Below are 16,557 nucleotides of genomic sequence, written 5' to 3'. Positions count from 1 at the left end.
TCAGTGTTCGGCGGAAGAGTCAGCGGCAGCGGTGACGTGCCGGGCAGTGCGCTTGAATGGTGCGAGATAACCGAGCACGCTGACGAAGTAGACAAGGGCGAGCACGGCCTCGATCCAGCCTAGGGGCGCACTGGCGCCCGCATCACTGATTGCGCGCACGATTCCCTCCGCGAAATAGGCAAGAATCAGCATGGCCGACCATTGCATCGTGTACAGCCTGGCGCGCAGCAGCCCGGGCAAGACCAGCAGCAGCGGCAGCGCCTTGAGGGCTAGCGCTGAGCCGCCGGGATGCAACGGCGCGAGCCAGATTTCCCAGCTTACGGCCAATACCACCAGTGCGAGCAGCGTGGCGATCGCGATCATTAACAGCCGGTGCAACCGCTGCGCGTTCCGTAGCGCCAGGTTGCCAGGCTGCCGGGTCATTGCCCGCCTGCCAGCGCGAGCGCAGCGCGGGCGAGCCGCGCGCCGAGTGCGTGCGCCAACGTTTTCTCCTCCGACGACAGCGGGGCTGGATCGTTGCTGCCGCTCACCCCGGCGACGTGAGAGGCACCGTACGGCGTGCCGCCGCTTGTCGTGCTCATCAGCGCGGATTCGGTATAGGGTAGCCCGACGATCAGCATCCCGTGATGTAACAAGGGCAGCATCATGGACAGCAGTGTGGTTTCCTGACCGCCGTGCAGGCTGCCGGTGGACGTGAAGACGCAGGCGGGTTTGCCTGCCAGCGCGCCGCTAAGCCATTGCGGCGTTGTGCCGTCCAGGAAGTACTTCAGCGCCGCGGCCATATTGCCAAAGCGCGTTGGCGAGCCCAGTGCGAGCCCGGCGCACTCGGCTAGGTCGCGCAACTCTGCGTACGGCGGGCCATCGTCGGGAATATCCGGCCTGGTGGCCTCGCAGACCGTGGAGACGGGTGGCACGGTGCGTAGGCGTGCCTGTGCGCCAGGCACACTGTCCACGCCGCGGCCGATGGCCCGCGCGAGTTCCCGGGTGGCGCCGTTGCGGCTGTAGTAGAGAACGAGTATGTCTTTCATGACCTGGGAGGTGAACCGTTATTATAGAAGACGTAAGGAGGGTTAGCCTTTGACGAAGTTCGATATCGATCTGGATGCGCTGAAGCGGCTCGCGCGCTTTGCCGCGACCCGCAGCGCCGAGGACCGTATCCCGCAGGTGGCGGGTAGTCTCACGTTTACGACCGTACTGTCGCTGGTGCCGCTGGCGACGGTGGCCTTTGCGCTGTTCACTGCGTTTCCGATCTTCGCGTCATTCCAACAGTCGCTACAGGGCTTCCTGGCCGACCATCTGATGCCGGCGCAGATTAACAGCCAAATCTTCAAATATTTGAACCAGTTTGCGGAAAAGGCGAAAGGGCTGACGACGGTCGGGATGATTAGCCTCGTGGTCACGTCGGTTATGACGATGATGATCGTCGAATCGGCGTTCAACACGATCTGGCGCGTACGTAAGTCGCGGCCGCTTGCGCAGCGCATCCTAGTGTATTGGGCAGTGATCACGTTGGGGCCTCTGCTGATCGGCGTGAGCCTATCGGTGTCGTCCTACCTGTTCACGCACTCGATGCTTGCCAACACGGTCGCTAACGTGGCCGGCGCAGCCAGCGCGGCATCGGGCGCCGCGTCGCGCGTGATGCCGACGTTCGTCGAATGGGCGTTGACCGGCGCGGTGCTGCCGCTGTCGGTACTGGCGTTCACGCTATCTTACGTCTATTTACCGAACTGCCGCGTGGCGTGGCGCGACGCGTTTGTCGGCGGGCTGTGTGCGGCGATTGCGTTTGAGCTCGCCAAGCGAGGTTTCGGGTTCTATATTCGGCGTATTCCGACCTATACGGCCGTGTATGGCGCATTTGCGACGATCCCGATTTTTCTGCTGTGGGTCTACCTGAGCTGGCTAATCACGCTGTTCGGCGCGATGTTGACGTCCGCGTTGCCAGAGATCCGGCTCGGGCACTTTCATCGCGTCGATTACGCAGGCAGCGACCTGCTCGATGCGCTGGAGCTGATCGCGTGGCTCAACGACGCCCGCGATGCGGGCCGTGCCGGCTACACGCTGCATGAACTCGCGCGGTTGCAGCGTTGCGGGTTGCAGACGGCTGCCCGACTGCTGGACAAGCTCGAGGCGATCGAGTGGGTCGCCCGGATACAGCGCGAGCATGACTCAGACCGCTATGTGCTTCTAGTGAATCCGCGGCACGCGAGCCTGCGCCAACTCTATCAATTGTTCGTCATCGATCGCAACGAGCTCACTTATCAGCTCAATCTCGATACCACGCACGTCGATGGCCCGACGCTGCTCGCTGCGCTCGACCATCGCGGCCTGGATGTGTCGCTCGCCGCGTTGTTGGCCGTGCGCCGTCGTCGCGGCGCCCAAGCCGAGCGGGCCAACAGCAGGCGCGCCTCGCCGGTGGCGGCCGCTTAGCGCGCAACTGTCACCGGCGGCGTGGCGTCGTGACCGCCATCGCGACACAGCCGATCACGCCGAGCGAGCCGATGAAGTGCAGCCGCCGGCAGACCTGGTTAACGCGGCCGAGACTGTCATCGGATAGGCGGTGGCCCTGAGCGCCCATGCACGTCTCTGTGCGGCCCGCGAGGCGGCCTGCAGTACAATCAGCGAGCGCATGCTATGGCCGACCAGCACGACGGGGCAGGCCGACACGGCGTCCAGCAGCGTGTGTGCCGAGGCGGTGCGCCGGTATCGTAGCATCGAGGCGCGAGCGTGTGGCGCGCCGCTGCAGTATGCTTTCCTTTTACCGGTCTTTCCGCTACGATCGGTGCACAAAGCCGCGCAGTGCAAGGAGGAGGCCATGCGAGTCAGCGACATCCTGAAGGTTAAGGGCAATACGCTCTACACTGTTACGCCCGATACGCCGTTGCACGAAGCGATTCAGACGATGGCTGAGCACGACATCGGCTCGCTAGTCGTCATCGAATTCGGTGATCTGGTTGGCATGCTGACGTTCCGCGAGATCATCCTGACGTTGCGTGACCACGGCGGTTCAGTCGGTGCCGTGACGATTCGCAAGGTAATGGATGATCATCCGCTCATTTGTACGCCGGAGACAGATGTCAACGAGGTGCGGCGCATGATGCTCGAGCGCCACGCGCGTTATTTGCCCGTAATGGAAAAACGCATGCTGATGGGTGTGATCTCGTTCTATGACGTGGCTAAGGCGGTGGTCGAGGAACAGGGGTTCGAGAACCGGATGCTTAAAGCTTATATCCGCGATTGGCCGGAGGATGAAGGGGCGCGCGAAGCGCGCTAAAGCCGTGGTGGGGCCGGCGTCCGGCCAGCCGCCGAATCCTGCAACGAAGCCTCTGTCACGTGTGTTTTTTGATCCGCATGACAGAGGCTTCGTCGCACACCAAGTCATCCATCTGTGCACGGCCGTGCGAGGCCAGCGCGCCATCGTTGCAGTTCACGCTGTTGCGCGAGCGCTGCTTCGCCCCGTTTTTCTGCGCCCAGTTCCTCGAGATGGACACCTTTGTTGCCGCGGTGCGCGCCGTGACAGCACTGGCATAATAATAGTTTGAGCAATTTTCGGGCAACCAGCATGTCGGGCAACACTTTCGGTACGCTTTTCACGGTGACGACTTTCGGGGAGTCGCACGGTCCGGCCATCGGCTGCGTGATCGACGGCTGTCCGCCAGGACTGGCGCTGGCCGAGGCTGATATACAGATGGAGCTCGATCGCCGTAAGCCGGGCACGTCGCGCCACGTGACGCAACGCCAGGAGGACGACCGGGTAGAGATCCTATCAGGCGTGTTCGACGGCGTGACGACCGGCACGCCGATCGCGTTGCTGATCCGCAATACGGACCAGCGCAGCAAGGATTACGGCAACATCGCGGAAACTTTCCGGCCCGGCCATGCGGACTATACATATTGGCAAAAATATGGTGTGCGCGATTACCGTGGAGGCGGACGCGCGTCCGCGCGGCTGACTGCGCCGAATGTCGCGGCAGGGGCGGTGGCGAAGAAATGGCTGCGGGAGCGCTTCGGTGTCCAAGTGCGCGGCTACATGAGCGCGTTAGGCGAAATCGACATCCCGTTTGTCGATTGGGCGCACGTGGCCGACAATCCCTTTTTTGCACCGAATGCGCAAATCGTGCCGCAGCTCGAAGCCTATATGGATGGGTTGCGCAAGGACGGCGACTCGATCGGCGCCCGGATCTCGGTGACTGCCTCCGGCGTGCCGCTCGGATGGGGCGAGCCGTTGTTCGACAAGCTGGATGCGGACATCGCCTATGCAATGATGGGGATCAATGCGGTGAAGGGTGTAGAGATTGGCGCTGGATTTGACAGCGTGCGCCAGCGTGGCTCGCTGCATGGTGACGAGTTGACGCCTGCCGGCTTCGCGGGCAACAATGCCGGCGGCGTGCTCGGCGGCATTTCGACCGGCCAGGACATCGTCGTGTCGATCGCGATCAAGCCGACCTCGAGCATTCGCACGCCGCGTCGCTCGATCGACAAAGCCGGCGAGCCCGTGATGGTCGAGACGTTCGGACGCCATGACCCGTGTGTCGGGGTCCGAGCGACACCGATTGCCGAAGCGATGCTTGCGCTGGTGCTGATGGACCATGCGCTGCGGCACCGCGCACAGTGTGCAGACGTCAAGACGTCGACGCCGACGATCGCCGCGCGCGCCCCGGGCGCGTGATTTCGGAGTGTGCCCCGGCGGGCGACGGCGCCGCGTTGTGCACCGTCACATGTTCGGGTAGTTGGGGCCGTCGCCGCCCTCGGGCGTGACCCATACGATATTTTGCGTCGGATCCTTGATGTCGCAGCTCTTGCAGTGCACGCAGTTCTGCGCGTTGATTACCAGCCGCTCGCCGCCACTTTCCTCGCGCACGAACTCGTATACCGCCGCCGGACAGTAGCGGCTCTCCGGGCCCGCATACTCGTGCAGGTTGATGCGCACCGGCACGCTAGCGTCCTTGAGCGTCAGGTGCGCCGGCTGGTTTTCCTCATGATTTGTGTTCGAGATGAACACCGACGAAAGCCGGTCAAACGTGAGCTTGCCGTCCGGCTTCGGGTACGTGATCGGTTGGCACTGCGACGCCGGCTTGAGCCGCTCGTGATCCGCATGCCGGTGATGCAGCGTCCACGGCACGCGCCCGCCCAACAGCTTCTGCTCGATGAATACCATCGGCGAGCCTACGTACAGCCCCTTGCTCATCCACTGTTTGAAGTTGCGCGCCCGGTACAGTTCCTCGTGTAGCCACGAGCGCTTGAACGCCTGCGGGTACGCGAGTAGCTGATCGTGCGCACGGCCTGCTTGCAACGCCTCGAACGCCGCCTCGGCGGCCAGCTTCCCGGTCTTGATCGCCGCATGGCTGCCCTTGATGCGTGAGGCGTTCAGAAATCCCGCCTCGTCCCCCACTAGCGCCCCGCCTGCAAACGTGAGCTTGGGCAGCGACATCAGCCCGCCCGCGGTGATCGCGCGCGCGCCGTACGAGACCCGCTTGCCCCCTTCCAGGAACGCGCGGATCGCCGGATGCGTCTTGTAGCGCTGGAACTCCTCGAACGGTGACAGGTATGGGTTCTCATAGCCCAGCCCCACCACAAACCCTACTGCCACCTGATGGTTGTCCAGGTGGTACAGGAACGAGCCGCCGTAGGTCTTCGCATCCAGCGGCCAGCCCGCCGTGTGGATCACCAGCCCCGGCTTATGCCGCGCCGGCTCCACCTCCCACAGCTCCTTGATGCCGATGCCGTATACCTGCGGATCCACCCCCTCGCGCAGCCCAAAGCGCTCCTGCAACTGCCGCCCCAGGTGCCCGCGCGCGCCTTCGCAAAACAGCGTGTACTTCGCGTGCAGCGCCATGCCCAACTGGAAGTGCTCTGTGGGCTGGCCATCCTTGCCAACCCCCAGGTTGCCGGTGGCCACCCCGCGCACCGCGCCGCGCTCGTCGTACAGTACCTCGGCCGCGGCAAAGCCCGGGAAGATCTCCACCCCTAGCGCCTCGGCCTGCTGGCCCAGCCAGCGCGTCACGTTGCCCAGGCTCACCACGTAGTTGCCGTGGTTCTTGAAGTTCTCTGGCAGCGCCCAGTTCGGCGTCTTCAGCGCCCCCGTGCGGTTCAGAAACAAGAACCGGTCCTCTACCACTGGCACCGTTAGCGGCGCACCGCGCTCACGCCACTGCGGAATCAGCTCGTCCAGCGCGCGTGGGTCCATCACCGCTCCCGACACAATGTGCGCGCCAATCTCCGAGCCCTTTTCCAGCACGCACACCGCCAGCTCCACCCCTTGCTCCACCGCCCGCTGCTTAAGTCTGATCGCCGCCGACAGCCCCGCCGGCCCGCCGCCCACCACCACCACGTCGTACTCCATCGATTCGCGTGGTCCGTACTGCTCGATCCAGCTTTGCGGGGTCATGGATGTCCTCTCCGTTAGAATGCGTTTTAGTCGGGTGCCATTGTCCGGGAAGCGACCGGGGGCCGCAACCAAAGGACGGTGAATTAGCACGATCGTTCTATTTATGAGAACGTATCGCGCATCGCGTGATACGTTCTGTACTATTCACCTGAACAAGGAATTTCAATGGGTCGTTCGATCAATCTTGAAGGCAAGGTCGCGCTGATCACCGGTGCGTCGAGCGGTCTGGGCAAGCGTTTCGCGCAGGTGCTGTCGGGCGCGGGCGCGAAAGTGGTGCTGGCGAGCCGCCGCACCGAACGTCTAAAGGAGCTGCGCGCCGAGATCGAGGCGTCAGGAGGCGCGGCGCACGTGGTCACGCTGGACGTGACCGACTATGGCAGCATCAAGGCCGCGGTCGCGCACGCCGAAACCGAAGCGGGCACGATTGATATTCTGGTCAACAATTCCGGCGTATCGACGACGCAGAAGCTGGCTGATGTGACACCAACCGACTTCGAATACGTGTTTGGCACCAACACGCGCGGCGCATTTTTCGTGGCGCAAGAGGTCGCCAAGCGCATGATCATGCGGGGTAATGGCGCAGCGGGCGCGAAGCCATGCTACCGGATTATCAACATTGCTTCGGTTGCCGGCCTGCGTGCGTCGCCGCAAATTGGACTGTACGCAATGAGTAAGGCCGCCGTCGTGCATATGACCAAGGCGATGGCGCTCGAGTGGGGACGTCATGGCATCAATGTCAATGCGATCTGCCCCGGCTACATCGATACCGAGCCCAACCATCATCAGTGGTCCACGGAGCACGGGCAGAAGCTGCTCGCGATGCTGCCGCGCAAGCGGATCGGCATGCCAGAAGACTTGGACGGGTTGTTGTTGTTGCTCGCGGCCGACGAGTCGCAATTCATCAACGGCTCAGTGATGGCCGCCGATGACGGATTGGGGTTGATCTGATGTCTTCCAACGAGTATCGCCACGCGTTCGAGATGGTGTTGCCGATCCGCTGGGGGGACATGGACGCGTTTCAGCACGTGAACAATGTCGTCTATTTTCGCTATATGGAACAGGTGCGAGTTTCGTGGTTCGAGACGTTACGCTTGCCTGTGCCGGATGAGAACGGGTGTGGCCCAGTGATCGTCAGCGCGCATATGAATTTTCTGCGCCAGCTGCGTTATCCAGGCGACGTACGCGGTACGATGTGGGTCGGTAAGCCGGGACGCAGCAGCCTGGACTCGCGCTTCGAATTGACGCGCACCGACGCGCCCAACGAGCTTATCGCGCAAGGGGGCGCAAAGATCGTTTGGGTCGATTACGACGCAGGCAAGTCGGTGCCATTGCCCAAGGCGCTGCTCGCAGCGCTCGAGTAGTCGCGTTGGGCAGGGCGAGCCCCGCGCGTTACCTGTGTTCACGGGACGCGCGCTACTCAGCCGGCTTCCGGCCCATGGAGCAATCGGCAATCCGCCCGGCGTGCGCAGCCGAGCAACCGCTGGGCTTGTGCCGTAACATCCGCTCAGCGTAACCGTAACCTTTGCGCACCCGATTGGGCGTCGTGCCGCGGCCGTAGCACCGGACCCGGCGTAGCACTCGCACCGAAGCGGGACATCCATAGAGGAAGGGACAGCGACATGAACAAGCTTTATCCGAGCGGCCAGGCGGCGCTGGCGGACATCGTCAAGGACGGCCAGACGTTCGCGGTCGGCGGTTTCGGCCTGTGCGGGATCCCCGAGGCACTTATCGCCGCGCTGCGCGATTCGGGCGTCAGGGACATCACCTGTATCAGCAACAATGCGGGCGTGGATGGGTTCGGACTGGGCCTGCTGCTTGAAACGCGACAGATCAAGAAGATGATCTCGTCGTACGTGGGCGAGAACAAAGAGTTCGAGCGCCAATACTTGGCAGGCGAATTGGAACTGGAGTTCACGCCGCAAGGCACGCTGGCCGAGAAGTTGCGCGCCGGTGGCGCCGGCATTCCGGCCTTCTTCACCCATACCGGTTACGGCACGGTGATCGCCGAAGGCAAAGAGACGCGGCAGTTCGGCGACAACCACTACGTGCTCGAGCGTTCATTGACTGCCGATGTCGCGCTCGTCAAGGCTTGGAAGGCCGACAAGGCGGGCAATTTGATTTATCACCGTACCGCGCGCAACTTCAATCCGCTGTGTGCGATGGCGGGCCGAATCACGCTCGCTGAAGTCGAGGAGATCGTCGAGACTGGCGAACTCGATCCGGATGCGATCCATACGCCCGGCATCTTCGTGCAACGGTTGGTGCTCAATGCCCACCCGGAAAAGCGCATCGAACAACGCGTCGTGCGCCAGAAATAAGCGCGCAAAGGAGACTGAAATGGCCTGGAATCGAGATGAAATGGCGGCGCGCGCTGCGCAGGAACTGCAAGACGGCTTCTATGTGAACCTGGGGATCGGGCTGCCGACGCTGGTTGCCAACCATGTACCGGACGGCATCGAAGTGTGGCTCCAATCCGAGAATGGATTGCTTGGCATCGGTCCGTCGCCGACCGAGGACGAAGTCGATGCGGATCTGATCAACGCCGGCAAGCAGACGGTGACGACATTGCCCGGCTCTTCGATCTTTTCGTCTGCCGACTCGTTTGCGATGATTCGCGGCGGGCACATCAACCTGGCGATCCTGGGCGCGATGCAGGTCAGCAAGGGCGGCGACCTCGCCAATTGGATGATCCCCGGCAAGATGATCAAGGGCATGGGCGGCGCGATGGACCTGGTGGCCGGCGTCAAGCGGGTGGTCGTGCTAATGGAGCACGTGGCTAAGGGCGACCAGCACAAGATCCTCGAACAATGCACGCTGCCATTGACCGGCGTCGGTGTTGTGGACCGCATCGTCACCGACCTGGGCGTGATCGACGTGACCGACGCCGGCCTGAAACTGGTCGAGATCGCGCCTGGCGTAAGCATCGAGGAAATCCAGCGCAAGACCGGTGCGCCGCTCGACGTGAGCATGCTCACATAGTCTGGACGACAGCCGCGGCGCGCCTGCGCCGCCGTACCGCGGTGGATCGCGGCCGCGTGGGCGTCGGCCGATCGGCCATTATGCACGGAGCCGGCAGGCTCTGCGTGCACAAAGCACGCTAAAATTGAACTGTTACGTTTCAGGATACGTCGATGTCGGCTCCGTCTGCTTTGCCCGACCCGCATACGCCGCGTCAGGGCTTCGTGCGCTGTATCAGTCCCACCGGTCTGCACCGGATCGCCTACACCGAATGGGGCGACCCGTCCAATCCGCGCGTGCTGGTTTGCGTGCATGGCCTGACCCGTACCGGCAGGGATTTCGATGTGCTGGCCAGCCGCCTCGCGGACCGTTTTCGCGTCGTGTGCCCCGATGTCGCTGGTCGTGGGTTATCCGACTGGCTCGACAATGCGCAGCAGTACGCACTGTCGCAGTACGTGTCGGATATGGTGACGCTGATTGCTCGGCTGAATGTCGAGACCGTGGATTGGTTCGGCACGTCGATGGGCGGCATGATCGGTATGGTGCTGGCCGGGCTGCCGAACAGTCCGGTGCGCAAGCTGCTGCTCAACGACGTCGGGCCGACGCTGGAGCCGGAGGCGTTGCACCGGATTGGCGAGTACGTCGGCAACGCGCCGAAGTTCGACACCGAGCAGCAGGCGTACGATTATCTGGCCTCGATCTTGCCGGGGTTCGGTCCGCATACGCCAGACGAGTGGCGTGTGTTGAACCGGCCGTTACTGCGGCATCATGCCGGCTCGTGGGTGCTGCACTATGACCCGCGCATCGCGGTGCCGTTCGAGGCCAGCAAGGCGGAACTCGCGAGTAGCGGCCAAACGTTGCTGTGGCGCGCCTTTGAGGCGATTTCAGGGCCTACGCTGGTGGTGCGGGGCGAGCAGTCCGACCTGTTGTCGCGCGAGACCGTCGAGACAATGCAGCAGCGTGGCCGCCAAGTGTCGGCCGCCGAGATTGCCGGCGTTGGCCATGCACCCACGTTCGTGCACGATGAGCAGATCGCGATCGCCGAAGCATTCTTTTGCGGCGGCGAGCCGGCGCTCGCGCATCGGCCGGCGCCGACGCTGCAATGAGCCGCGCGATGGCGCGCCTGATTTCATCGACTTCACAGGATATTGACTATGGCAGTGCAACGTTTTCATGTCGGTCCCCGTTTATCCGAAATTGCCGTGCACAATGGCACCGTCTACCTGGCTGGTCAGATCGCCGAGGATACGAAGCAAGACATTACCGGACAGATGCGCGAGGTGCTTGGCCACGTCGACCGGCTGCTCGCGCAGGCCGGCAGCGACAAGTCGCTGATTTTGTCGACGCAGATCTATCTCTCCGACATGGCGAATTTCGCTGCAATGAATGACGTGTGGGATGAATGGGTGCCCAGTGGCAATACACCGCCGCGCGCCACTGTGCAGGCCAAGCTCGCCAATTCGGAATGCCTGGTCGAAGTCGTGGTGTTTGCCGCGCAGCGAAGCTGAGCGTTTCCCGTGTTATCGCGCTGTGCGGTAGCCGCCGGCGTCGTACTGGCTTGACAGATGAGTCCCGAATCCGAAACCCGCGCCCAGTCGCCGACAGCGACGCTTGACGACGCGCTTGCTTTTGTGCAGGAGCACGCCAGTGGGGTGCGCCTTGGGTCGGGCGAGATGCTCGTGGATCACGCGCAGGGCACCGCGCAGATCGTCAATACGCTGAACGTCGATCTTCCGTCATCCGTGGCGGCGGCACTCTTCCCGGTGATTCCCTACCTGAGCGAACCGGAACGTTTGCTGCGCGAGCGTTTCGGCGAAGACGTACTGCAACTGGTCACGGATGTGCGCAAGCTGCTGCGGCTCAGCGTGATTGGCATGCAGGCGACGAGACCCGATAGCGACATGGGCCGCGACGCGCAGGCGCATCGTCGCGCGCAGGTTGAGGCACTGCGCAAGATGCTGGTGGCGTTTGCGCAGGATATCCGCGTTGTGCTAATCCGGCTCGCGTCGCGGCTGCAGACGCTGCGCTTTTATGCGGCGCACAAGCTGACGCCGCCGGCAGGGTTGCCGCGCGAGACGCTGGAGATCTATGCGCCGCTTGCGAACCGCCTCGGCATCTGGCAACTGAAATGGGAGCTGGAGGACCTCGCGTTCCGTTTCGAGGAGCCGGCGACCTACAAGCGTATCGCGAAGTTGCTCGACGAGCGGCGGGTCGAGCGTGAATCGTACGTGCGCGATGCGATCGCGCGCCTGAAGCGTGAACTCGCGGCGGCGAACATCGAGGCGGACGTGAGCGGACGTCCTAAGCACATTTACAGCATCTGGCGCAAGATGCGCGGCAAAAAACTCGAGTTCTCCGAGCTCAACGATGTACGCGCGTTCCGCGTGATCGTGCCGGACGTCAAGGACTGTTATACAGTGCTTGGTATCGTGCACAACATCTGGCAGCCGGTGCCTCGCGAGTTCGATGACTATATATCCCGGCCGAAGCCCAATGGCTACAAGTCGTTGCATACGGTGGTGATCGGCGATGACGGCCGGGCATTTGAAGTGCAGATCCGCACGCACGACATGCATCATTTTGCCGAATATGGCATTGCCGCGCATTGGCGCTACAAAGAGGCGGGAACCCGCGGATACGACGGCCAGTTTGCCGCCAGCGACAAGTACGACGAGAAGATCGCGTGGCTGCGGCAGCTGCTTGCGTGGAAGGATGAAGTGTCGGGCAGCGACTCGTCGTCGCAACCGTGGGAGCAACTGCGACAGACGCCGCTAGACGACCATATCTACGTGCTGACGCCTCAGGCGCGTGTGGTGGCGCTGCCGCAGGGGGCGACGCCGGTCGATTTTGCCTATTACGTGCACAGCGAACTCGGGCATCGATGCCGGGGTGCTCGCGTGGACGGGGCGATGGTGCCGTTGAACACGCCGCTGCGGAACGGGCAGACGGTCGAGATCGTCGCGGTTAAGCAGGGGGGGCCGTCGCGTGACTGGCTCAATCCCCAACTGGGCTATCTGCATAGCGCACGCGCCAAGCAAAAGGTGCGGGCGTGGTTCAACGCAATCGAGTTGCAGGAGACCGTCGCATCGGGCCGGGCCGCTGTCGAAAAGACGCTGCAACGCGAGGGGCGCACGTCGGTCAATCTCGAGGAGCTTGCTGCGAAGCTCGGCTTCAAGACGACGGACGAGCTGTTCCTACAGGTTGGCAAAGACGAACTTAGCCTACGCTCGGTTGAGCAGGCGCTTCGCGATGCGCCCGCCGCGGAGCCGTCTGGGCTAGAGCCCGCGAACTTTAAGTGGCGCAGCAGCGGCGCCAGTGTTGCGTCCGGGGCATCGACCGGCGTGCTGGTCGTGGGCGTCGACGCGTTGCTCACGCAACTGGCGAAATGTTGCCGGCCGGCGCCTCCCGACGAGATCGCCGGCTTTGTGACGCGCGGCAAAGGGGTATCAATCCATCGCAGTGATTGCGCCAGTTTTTTGCGCATGGCCGCGCGCGTGCCGGAGCGTGTGTTGCATACGGCTTGGTCCAACGACGTGCTCAGCGGCCGCGGCCAAAGCGTCTACCCAATCGACTTGGCGGTCGAAGCCGTCGATCGCCAGGGGTTGTTGCGCGACATCACCGAGGTATTCGCACGCGAGAAGATTAATCTAGTTGGCGTGAAGACCCAGACGCACCGCAACGTTGCGTATATGCAATTCACTGTGGAAGTGTCCAACAGCGCGCAGGTGCAGCGTGCCGCCACGCTGCTCGGTGACGTGCAAGGCGTGGTCCGGGCAAAGCGGCGTCAATGAACGCAGACGAAGGGGATGGCTCGCCGCGTCGGCGTAGGGATCGTGTCGGTCCAAGCCATCGCATCGAATAGGCGGAGCGACGCGGCGTAGGACGTAGCCCGAAGCCGATCTGCGCTGCCGGACGGCCGTCTGGCGGACGATCAGGTGGCCCATTGAACTGAGATACTGATGAGCACACCGCTCGCATCATAGCGGCTCAATAGATCCTATGTAGCGAGAGACCAACCGAATTAATCGAGGCCGTTCTTCAAGAATGAAATGATCCAAAAAATCAGGCAGGTTATCCCGAAGCAGCTCACACAATTAATCTCGCTGCATTGGCTCGAATGCGCGTGGACGAGTTCCGTCGGCAGAGCCATTGTCAGAATCATCGTCGGATTCTGGCCCAATCGACTCTAGTAGCTCATCAAATTTTCTCGTAATACGCGTAACATTCTCCTTTTTCATTGCTGCGCTCAACGGTAAGCCGAAAGCACGATTGACTTGTACAGCGGCAACCTCAAGTTGCAACTCCTCGAGTGGAGCATGCCCCGTGATACGAGGGCTATTGTCTACCTTATTAACGTAGCTATCTTCATATTCATCGTTGATCGAAGGAGGTTCTCCATAGAATTGAGAAGGATTTGGAAGCTGCTGCTGGTGCTGAAAATATAACGTGTAAAAATCCAGTTTTATACTTTCGCTGTTATTCATTGCCATTTCTACTTCCCACGCAAGTTGATCCACTATCGGTGGAATGTAGCTTAACTTAAACTCCTCTGGCTTAGCCGATGCGTACCGTGAGTCCTCTCTAAACACTGGCGGGCCATTCACCCATGCGTCTACTATAACGTCATCGTTTTGGGGAGAAAAGACATTGTTTTCTGGGAGAAATGCCAAACCATCTCTGGGTTGAGGGCGGGTACGTATTTCAGACCATGCATGATCTAATTTTTCTGGCGGGGCTTCTACAAGAAGTGCAGTTTGATTTATTTTGCTGTTTAAGATAAAAGCGTCTTTTCCGCCGATCGCCGCCGCCTCTTGTGCATGCTCACCACAATTACCGGCTCCAACAAAGCGAGAAACCGCCAACGAGCATATCTGTTTTATATGGTTGGCTAAATATTGATTTTCATCTGTCAACAAGCTAGTTTGTAGCCGAGATGAAAAATCGGCAGGAATGCAATTAAGATAATGGGTTTTATCGTCTGTGGGAAACTTATTATGTATTAGTGCGTCAACTAAAACTGATCCCATTATATTTGCCATTGTACGCGAAACCTGGGTGCGCACATAAGGATCAAAACCCTTGCTGTCATAATCTTCATGTATATTGCCTCGGCCAAATGCGAGACGCTGACGTGTCTTATCAATAATAGTCTGACCTATTCTGAGTTTTTGGACCTGCTCGTCAGCTGCAGGTGTTCCATTTATTCTGTTTCGCCCGACTATATAAGCTGCAACTGCAAGCTCATTGTCAGCAATTCTGGCCGGGCGGGAGGGTGCTCGGGATGCACGAAGCTCCGTCAGTGACGGCGAGGCTATAGTCGAGGCGCGGCGCGGCGCGGCGCAGTGCGATGCGGTATCCGGCCGTATTTCATGCGGTTGTGCCGGTGTCGAGCACAATCCGTCATCAATTTGAAAATGACCTTGCAGTCTAGGCGATGACATGACTTATCTTCCGCATAATAGGGTAGATGGGGCGGTGGCGCTACAACGTAGCGCCACGTATCTACAGACAAGCCTATACAATCTGCCGGACTTGGTGCTCTTGACGCGAATACAGCTGCCGTAAAACGAAGCACAATATTGACCAGAGCCGGTGATTGGGTGCGCAGACTTCGAGTACCATGCTACCGCAAGGCTTGATACACGTCTTAGTCGCCCAATTATCCTGCAATATAGGCGAGGAGCGCGGCGCGGGTCTCCTGGCTGAACCGGTTGCGCTCAACGAAGGCCCTAACCTCGGTTTTGACTTCTTCCCATTGCTGCTCAGGCAGCTGTACTCGCATAGACAAGCTTTCTAATTTGGAGAACATATGGAGTATGTCCGCTTCGCTGCCGTTATCAAGCAGGTGCAGTGCACGCTGCCATCCCTGTTTCAGATGCGGGGTGCCGTAGAGTAGTCCAAACGCCGCCTGTACACGCTGCTCGGGCAGCACACGCTGAATAACGGGCTCCAGCAGTGAAAGCTCGTGCGTATGCTGAGCCAGTGGCAGCGTTGCCAATGCGGATGGCAAATACTCTAGCGCGCTACCTAATTGATGATCGGGCAGTGACAACGTTAAGCGCGATAGATTGGCGTAGTGTACGGGTCTTTGTGCCTTCGGTAACGATCGCATTTTTTGGGCCAATGCGCCGATCGGCGCACCACGGTAAGACTCAGGTAGGCGCTGCACCCCTTGGAACAATGCTTCGTAGAATTCAACGATCGTTTTGCGGGAGCGAAAGTCGCTTATCTGTCCAGCTAGTTCCATGAGCAAATCAAACTGATCTTCCACGTTTAGCGTGGAGAGTCGGGCCAAAAAATCGCTTAATGGCTTGGGAGAAAATGAACAGTACCTTCGCAGCGATAAGAGGGTAGCCCAGGTGCTACCCTGTTCAAGACTCCGTCGTTCGGCGTCTGCATATGCAATTTGGTACAAATTGGGTCGCTGCCAATACGGAAAATCGCATATAGACACAATCATGTCTTTTTGTAACTGCAGACCGTGTTTTGGCACACGGCCCGCTGCCTCAAAAATTTGTTGAAATGCCGCTGGATGTTGCGTGTCGGGCAAATCTTTCATTACTCGACGCCACAGTGCCTGAAGAGGCTGAATACGCAGCATTGGTTTGGCGCGAATATCTTCAAGTTTGGTGAGCAACTGTTGCACCGACGGGAGATCCAGCGCCGCGGCATTCTCGGCGCGTTGACGACAAAGCCAGCTGAGCCGCCATTCCTGCAGCGCTTGGTAGGTACCCTTATCCACACCTGATAAGCTGCCAACGTCGTCAAATGGCGTGTAGCTCGCCACTTGTTGAAGGATTTCTGGCGGCAGTTCGCGGTAAGTCGTCGAGCGGCTTGCCACTAGACTATTCATCGCACCGCGGGTTGAAAGACCTGCCACCGGGAGGTGCTGCACGCTGGCGCGCGCCGGTGCGAGTAGACACGGCGAGCGGGGCGGCGTAGCTGCCGCAGGACGGCTGGCTTGATTCTCTATAGCGTATAGCGCTACGTGAGTGTTGCTGAATGCAAAGTTTGGATCGAATTCCATGAGTCAGTACCCCAAATGTGGTATTGCGAATTGTTCCGAAAATTCGAAAACTGTTTTGCTTGGGTCTCTCCTCGATGGCAGCCCCAGCAAGTTGCTTATCGTAAGCAACTTCGATTTGCGTGGGCGAAGTATTGCCGAAAGTGCCGAGTGACCTGCGGCAAATTTTGTAACCAATCAGACAGTGCGT

At 60.6% G+C, this 16,557-nt stretch carries 16 protein-coding genes and 1 pseudogene; 11 read left to right on the top strand and 6 right to left on the bottom strand.

All coding sequences use genetic code 11. From position 1 onward, the window contains the following. Complete coding sequence (locus RA167_RS07925; RefSeq protein ID WP_076785133.1) at positions 1-423, bottom strand: DUF2069 domain-containing protein; 423 nt, start codon at positions 421-423, stop codon at positions 1-3. Beyond that, positions 420-1,028, bottom strand: coding sequence for an NAD(P)H:quinone oxidoreductase (wrbA, locus tag RA167_RS07920; protein WP_076785132.1), 609 nt, complete (start codon positions 1,026-1,028; stop codon positions 420-422). Before wrbA ends, RA167_RS07925 begins: the two co-directional genes overlap by 4 nt. A gap of 49 nt (positions 1,029-1,077) precedes the next feature. Between wrbA and RA167_RS07915 the strand changes: the two genes are divergently transcribed. Beyond that, entirely contained in the window at positions 1,078-2,427 is a 1,350-nt protein-coding gene (locus RA167_RS07915) for a YihY family inner membrane protein (protein ID WP_076785131.1), read from the top strand. Between the two features lie 25 nt (positions 2,428-2,452). On the opposite strand, the pseudogene RA167_RS07910 reads toward RA167_RS07915, so the two are convergent. Next, a pseudogene (locus tag RA167_RS07910) lies at positions 2,453-2,527 on the bottom strand (DUF962 domain-containing protein); the annotation flags it as partial. A 285-nt stretch (positions 2,528-2,812) separates the two neighbouring features. Between RA167_RS07910 and RA167_RS07905 the strand changes: the two are divergent. From RA167_RS07905 to aroC, 3 genes are all read left to right on the top strand, one after another. Then, positions 2,813-3,271, top strand: a complete 459-nt coding sequence (locus RA167_RS07905) for a CBS domain-containing protein (protein ID WP_076787260.1) — start codon at positions 2,813-2,815, stop codon at positions 3,269-3,271. 77 nt (positions 3,272-3,348) lie between these two features. Then, a complete protein-coding gene (locus tag RA167_RS07900; protein ID WP_139336971.1) occupies positions 3,349-3,528 on the top strand; it encodes a hypothetical protein in 180 nt (59 codons plus the stop codon). 31 nt (positions 3,529-3,559) lie between these two features. After that, positions 3,560-4,666: a chorismate synthase gene (gene aroC / locus RA167_RS07895; RefSeq protein WP_076785129.1), complete on the top strand. Its 1,107-nt coding sequence runs from the start codon at positions 3,560-3,562 to the stop codon at positions 4,664-4,666. Positions 4,667-4,711: 45 nt separating this feature from the next. Here the strand turns inward: aroC and RA167_RS07890 are convergent, their stop codons facing one another. Continuing rightward, positions 4,712-6,385 (bottom strand): electron transfer flavoprotein-ubiquinone oxidoreductase, encoded by a 1,674-nt coding sequence (locus RA167_RS07890; protein ID WP_076785128.1) that lies wholly within the window; start codon positions 6,383-6,385, stop codon positions 4,712-4,714. A gap of 165 nt (positions 6,386-6,550) precedes the next feature. Here RA167_RS07890 and RA167_RS07885 point away from each other — a divergent pair, with 165 nt between their 5' ends. From RA167_RS07885 to RA167_RS07855, 7 genes are all read left to right on the top strand, one after another. Next, complete coding sequence (locus RA167_RS07885) at positions 6,551-7,333, top strand: SDR family oxidoreductase (protein ID WP_076785127.1); 783 nt, start codon at positions 6,551-6,553, stop codon at positions 7,331-7,333. Beyond that, complete coding sequence (locus RA167_RS07880; protein WP_076785126.1) at positions 7,333-7,746, top strand: acyl-CoA thioesterase; 414 nt, start codon at positions 7,333-7,335, stop codon at positions 7,744-7,746. Before RA167_RS07885 ends, RA167_RS07880 begins: the two co-directional genes overlap by 1 nt. Before the next feature lie 258 nt (positions 7,747-8,004). Then, positions 8,005-8,703, top strand: a complete 699-nt coding sequence (locus RA167_RS07875; RefSeq protein ID WP_076785125.1) for a CoA transferase subunit A — start codon at positions 8,005-8,007, stop codon at positions 8,701-8,703. 19 nt (positions 8,704-8,722) lie between these two features. After that, the gene (locus tag RA167_RS07870; protein ID WP_076785124.1) at positions 8,723-9,364 is read left to right on the top strand and encodes a CoA transferase subunit B; all 642 of its coding nucleotides are present in this window, start codon (positions 8,723-8,725) and stop codon (positions 9,362-9,364) included. Between the two features lie 152 nt (positions 9,365-9,516). Continuing rightward, on the top strand, positions 9,517-10,449 hold the full coding sequence (locus tag RA167_RS07865; protein ID WP_076785123.1) for an alpha/beta fold hydrolase: 933 nt from the start codon (positions 9,517-9,519) through the stop codon (positions 10,447-10,449). A 48-nt stretch (positions 10,450-10,497) separates the two neighbouring features. After that, positions 10,498-10,851, top strand: a complete 354-nt coding sequence (locus RA167_RS07860) for a RidA family protein (protein ID WP_076785122.1) — start codon at positions 10,498-10,500, stop codon at positions 10,849-10,851. A gap of 57 nt (positions 10,852-10,908) precedes the next feature. Continuing rightward, positions 10,909-13,134: a RelA/SpoT family protein gene (locus RA167_RS07855; RefSeq protein ID WP_076785121.1), complete on the top strand. Its 2,226-nt coding sequence runs from the start codon at positions 10,909-10,911 to the stop codon at positions 13,132-13,134. Positions 13,135-13,437: 303 nt separating this feature from the next. Here the strand turns inward: RA167_RS07855 and RA167_RS07850 are convergent, their stop codons facing one another. Then, a complete protein-coding gene (locus RA167_RS07850; RefSeq protein WP_139336970.1) occupies positions 13,438-14,784 on the bottom strand; it encodes a hypothetical protein in 1,347 nt (448 codons plus the stop codon). Positions 14,785-15,002: 218 nt separating this feature from the next. Next, on the bottom strand, positions 15,003-16,370 hold the full coding sequence (locus RA167_RS07845; protein ID WP_076785120.1) for a hypothetical protein: 1,368 nt from the start codon (positions 16,368-16,370) through the stop codon (positions 15,003-15,005). Positions 16,371-16,557 lie beyond the last annotated feature (187 nt).

Source organism: Mycetohabitans endofungorum, assembly GCF_037477895.1.
Taxonomy (GTDB): domain Bacteria; phylum Pseudomonadota; class Gammaproteobacteria; order Burkholderiales; family Burkholderiaceae; genus Mycetohabitans.
The sequence above is the reverse complement of the archived record's forward strand: the minus strand, read 5'-3'. Positions and strand labels throughout refer to the sequence as shown.